Source organism: Neobacillus sp. (assembly GCF_031988165.1).
Classification (GTDB): Bacteria; Bacillota; Bacilli; order Bacillales; family Cytobacillaceae; genus Neobacillus; species Neobacillus rhizosphaerae.
Map to the genome: position 1 here is coordinate 2,943 of NZ_DALZYO010000084.1, position 3,316 is coordinate 6,258.

Genomic DNA, 3,316 nt, shown 5'->3' on the forward strand with positions numbered 1-3,316 from the left:
ACTTATTTGAAACGGTAAGTAAGGTTTTTCGCATCGTGCAAATGAAACCGTTACAGTATAATCAGGATAATAACGTATTTTATTAGAAAAATGAGGTATTGAAAATGAATTTTGTTGAACCGATCCGAAATCGTAAAGATATAGACAACATGAAAAAACTTCTTTATTCCATGAACGAAAGGGACGCTGTATATTTCATCATTGGGATAAATACTGCTTTTCGGATCAGTGACTTAATTCATTTGAAGTTCAAAGATGTCATTGACGAAAAAATGAGACCCCTCGAGTATTTTGAATTGAGGGAAACCAAAACAGGGAAACACAACAAGATTGCCATGACTAAAGGTGTCCGAAAGGCAATCACACAATATGTTCAGCGACGGTATGAGGGGAATCTTGATAATTATCTTTTCACCGGTCAGAAATCTAAAGATAAGCCGATTACCAGGGTGACTGCTTGGCGGAATATCAAGGCTGCAGCAGACATACTAGGCTTAAAAAACATTGGGACACACTCATTACGGAAAACTTTTGGTTATCATCAATATAAGAATGGAACGGATATTACGCTGCTGATGGACATGTTTAATCATAGCAGCGCGGGCATTACATTAAGATATATTGGAATTACACAGGATGAAAAAGATCAGGCTGTAAAGTCATTAGATTTATAAGAAGGTGAGAGTGTGAACGTCTTTCACTAAAACACTACAGGGGGAATTCATGATGTCAAAAAAAATAAAATACATGTTGGCCGTTGCGCTGGTGATTACTCTAATGGTTTTATTCAGGCACGTTATATTCCTCCTGTTGGTGAAATTGGTCTTTGGCGCTTTACTGATTTTCGTTGGTATTGTTGGAGTCTATGCTCTATTTAGATTATTTGCGGGATTAATAAGTGTTGCACTTATGGTCGCAGGAATGGTTCTTATTTTTAAGATCGTTCAATTGGCTTGTGCATAGAAAGGAGATAGCATGGAATATTTTTTATTGCTAATATTGGTATTTTTCCCTTTTGTATGGGGTTCAGTAGGAAGGGGAATTTTAGATGGTTTAGATAAAATTTCTGATAAGAGAGAGCTTCCTAAGAAGTTCAATACGAGTAAAAAGTTAATTAAAGAATATTTGAAGATACAAAAAAATTTAAGACATAAAAAGGATGCTATCGTACATTGCCGAAACCAGGATGTAAATTTCAGGACATTATTGGATAATATTGAAGATCTGTTGGATGTTCTTAGTTTAGAGGCTCCGCGTTTTGATTTTACTAATAAGAATGACTTGTTGATAAGGAATTTTCCACAAGCTTATTTTAAAGTATACATTCAGCTTATACGCTATAATGACTCGTTGAACATAATATTTGATCAACTTATTTCTCTAATCTATGGTGATTATGATGACCCCCATATAAAAGATATTAATGCTCTTCGAGATGAAGTGACGGAGATTATCGTGTCAATTAGAAGAGAAGTCGAAAACATAATTAAACCTTATCGTAGAGAGAAAAACGAATTATTTAAAGTCGATGTTAAACATGCTAAGGAAATTATTGAATATGAAAAACAGTTCATAAAAGAGCAACGCGCTGCATTAAAGAATGTTGCTGCAGATAACTCGATTTTAAAATTAGAAAAAGTATAAGCTAGTCATTGGGATTTATCCCGATGACTCCTTTTTTGTTTTGGGATTTCTTCTGCTTGTATCAAAAGGTATAATTTTCATATGGAAGCGAGAGGGGGAGAGCAAACTGGTTATTGATAAGACAAGAATATTCATAAGTTCAGCATACGAAGAAGCATTAAAGACACCGAGGAAGATCGTTAAAGAGCATTTAGAGGTATGTGGCCATGAGGTACCCATCTTTGAAGAAGAGGATTTTGGGACATGGAAGCCGGACACAATGAAACATTGCATCGAAGTTGTTGAGAAAAGTGACATAGTGATCCTGCTTATCAACACTAAATCAGGAGAAGAACCGGAATTAAGACGGGGGAATGTAACACCTACATACTTGGAATTCCAAGAAGCCTGGAAAAAGAAAAAGCACATTTTGGTCTTCGTAAATCCGGACATCAAAAAGAGGTTCTTTGATCTAAGAAAAGACTTTGACTCTTTATATAATCAATACATTGAGGAAAACCATCGGCCGCCTGATTCACCCTTTGATCCATTCGAGAGGTGGATTTCTATTCAGGATGGAGTGGCCAAGAAACATTTGCAAGCAGCAGATCCTTTTGTTTGGGCGTTCCTCTACGATATCTATAAAAAAAGGTACTGGTTATACGAGTTTGATTTTGCTCAATCCGAAAAAGAGGCAAAGCAAATATCTCAAATGATAAGCAATTCTTTAAAGACTGTCGTTGACTTTATTCCAAGGTTAGATGAGTTAACTGAAATTGAAGAGCAGCAGTCATATTTAGTGGAATATGCCGAACATACCCTTACTATGCTCCACCAAAAAAATTTAATACTGAATAAAGAGGAACAAGATTGGTCAAACTTTTTAAAACAAGGAATTGAATTCCTTAACCATAGATATGACATCATACAGGCTAAAGATACAAACCCAGTAGTCGTTAATCATATCAACTCATGCTATGCTGCTTCATTATATTCTCAGGATGGAGAAACATTAAGGTTGGTCGGAAAAACAGGTGATATAACAGCTCCGGAGGTATTTGCGTTATACGAAGAAGGAGTTCATGTTGTTGATGCCTTCAATCAGGGTGAACGATTAATTACTTACAGGGAAGATAAAAAGACATTCTATATTACTGAGGCCGTCGAGAGGTTTGTTTTATGCCTTCACTTCTTGCTGGAAGAGGATTGGGATGTAAAGCGTGCTGAAGCATACGCACAAGAGGTTGAATGTGCTATAATGGATAAACACCAACTCTATTTTGAATTTTTGAATTTGCTGATAGGAGGGAGCACTTATGAGTAGAGAACTTGCCAATTACAGTAGCTCTGGCTCGGTTGTTGTTAAACGTTCCCCATCTGTAAGTAAGACTGTAAGTAGCCGTAAAGTATCGGCTAACGGTAAATATGTCCCGTCTAAAACCCTTAGAAAAACACTCTCAGGCATGAATTCCAGTGTTAACTCATTAAACGAATTGTTAAATAAATCTAAGTCAATTCAAGGGAATTCAGGCTTTGCTAAAAGATAATATTTAAGTAATGTTGAACGTCCTTATTTTTTAAGGACGTTTTTTTTTTGAATTAGGGGAGACTGACGTTGATATTGACTATACCGTACCGGCGGTGAAGAACTGTATCTGAAGGAGCGCGGTCAGATCCGGAAGACCGGTCAGAC

General features: G+C 36.4%; 5 protein-coding genes. All 5 read left to right on the top strand.

Annotation, left to right across the window (positions count from 1 at the left end; all coding sequences use genetic code 11):
- Positions 1 to 104: 104 nt before the first annotated feature.
- From RTR43_RS25340 to RTR43_RS25360, 5 genes are read left to right on the top strand one after another with little or no spacing between them, the layout of a single operon-like run.
- The gene (locus RTR43_RS25340) at positions 105 to 674 is read left to right on the top strand and encodes a site-specific integrase (protein WP_073982258.1); all 570 of its coding nucleotides are present in this window, start codon (positions 105 to 107) and stop codon (positions 672 to 674) included.
- Positions 675 to 723: 49 nt separating this feature from the next.
- Positions 724 to 963, top strand: coding sequence for a hypothetical protein (locus RTR43_RS25345; RefSeq protein WP_158676943.1), 240 nt, complete (start codon positions 724 to 726; stop codon positions 961 to 963).
- Positions 964 to 975: 12 nt separating this feature from the next.
- The gene (locus RTR43_RS25350) at positions 976 to 1,644 is read left to right on the top strand and encodes a hypothetical protein (protein ID WP_073982256.1); all 669 of its coding nucleotides are present in this window, start codon (positions 976 to 978) and stop codon (positions 1,642 to 1,644) included.
- A gap of 40 nt (positions 1,645 to 1,684) precedes the next feature.
- Complete coding sequence (locus RTR43_RS25355; RefSeq protein WP_073982255.1) at positions 1,685 to 2,947, top strand: DUF4062 domain-containing protein; 1,263 nt, start codon at positions 1,685 to 1,687, stop codon at positions 2,945 to 2,947.
- Positions 2,940 to 3,170, top strand: coding sequence for a hypothetical protein (locus tag RTR43_RS25360; RefSeq protein WP_032859103.1), 231 nt, complete (start codon positions 2,940 to 2,942; stop codon positions 3,168 to 3,170). The genes RTR43_RS25355 and RTR43_RS25360 overlap by 8 nt, the downstream gene beginning before the upstream one ends.
- The last annotated feature ends 146 nt before the right edge of the window (positions 3,171 to 3,316 follow it).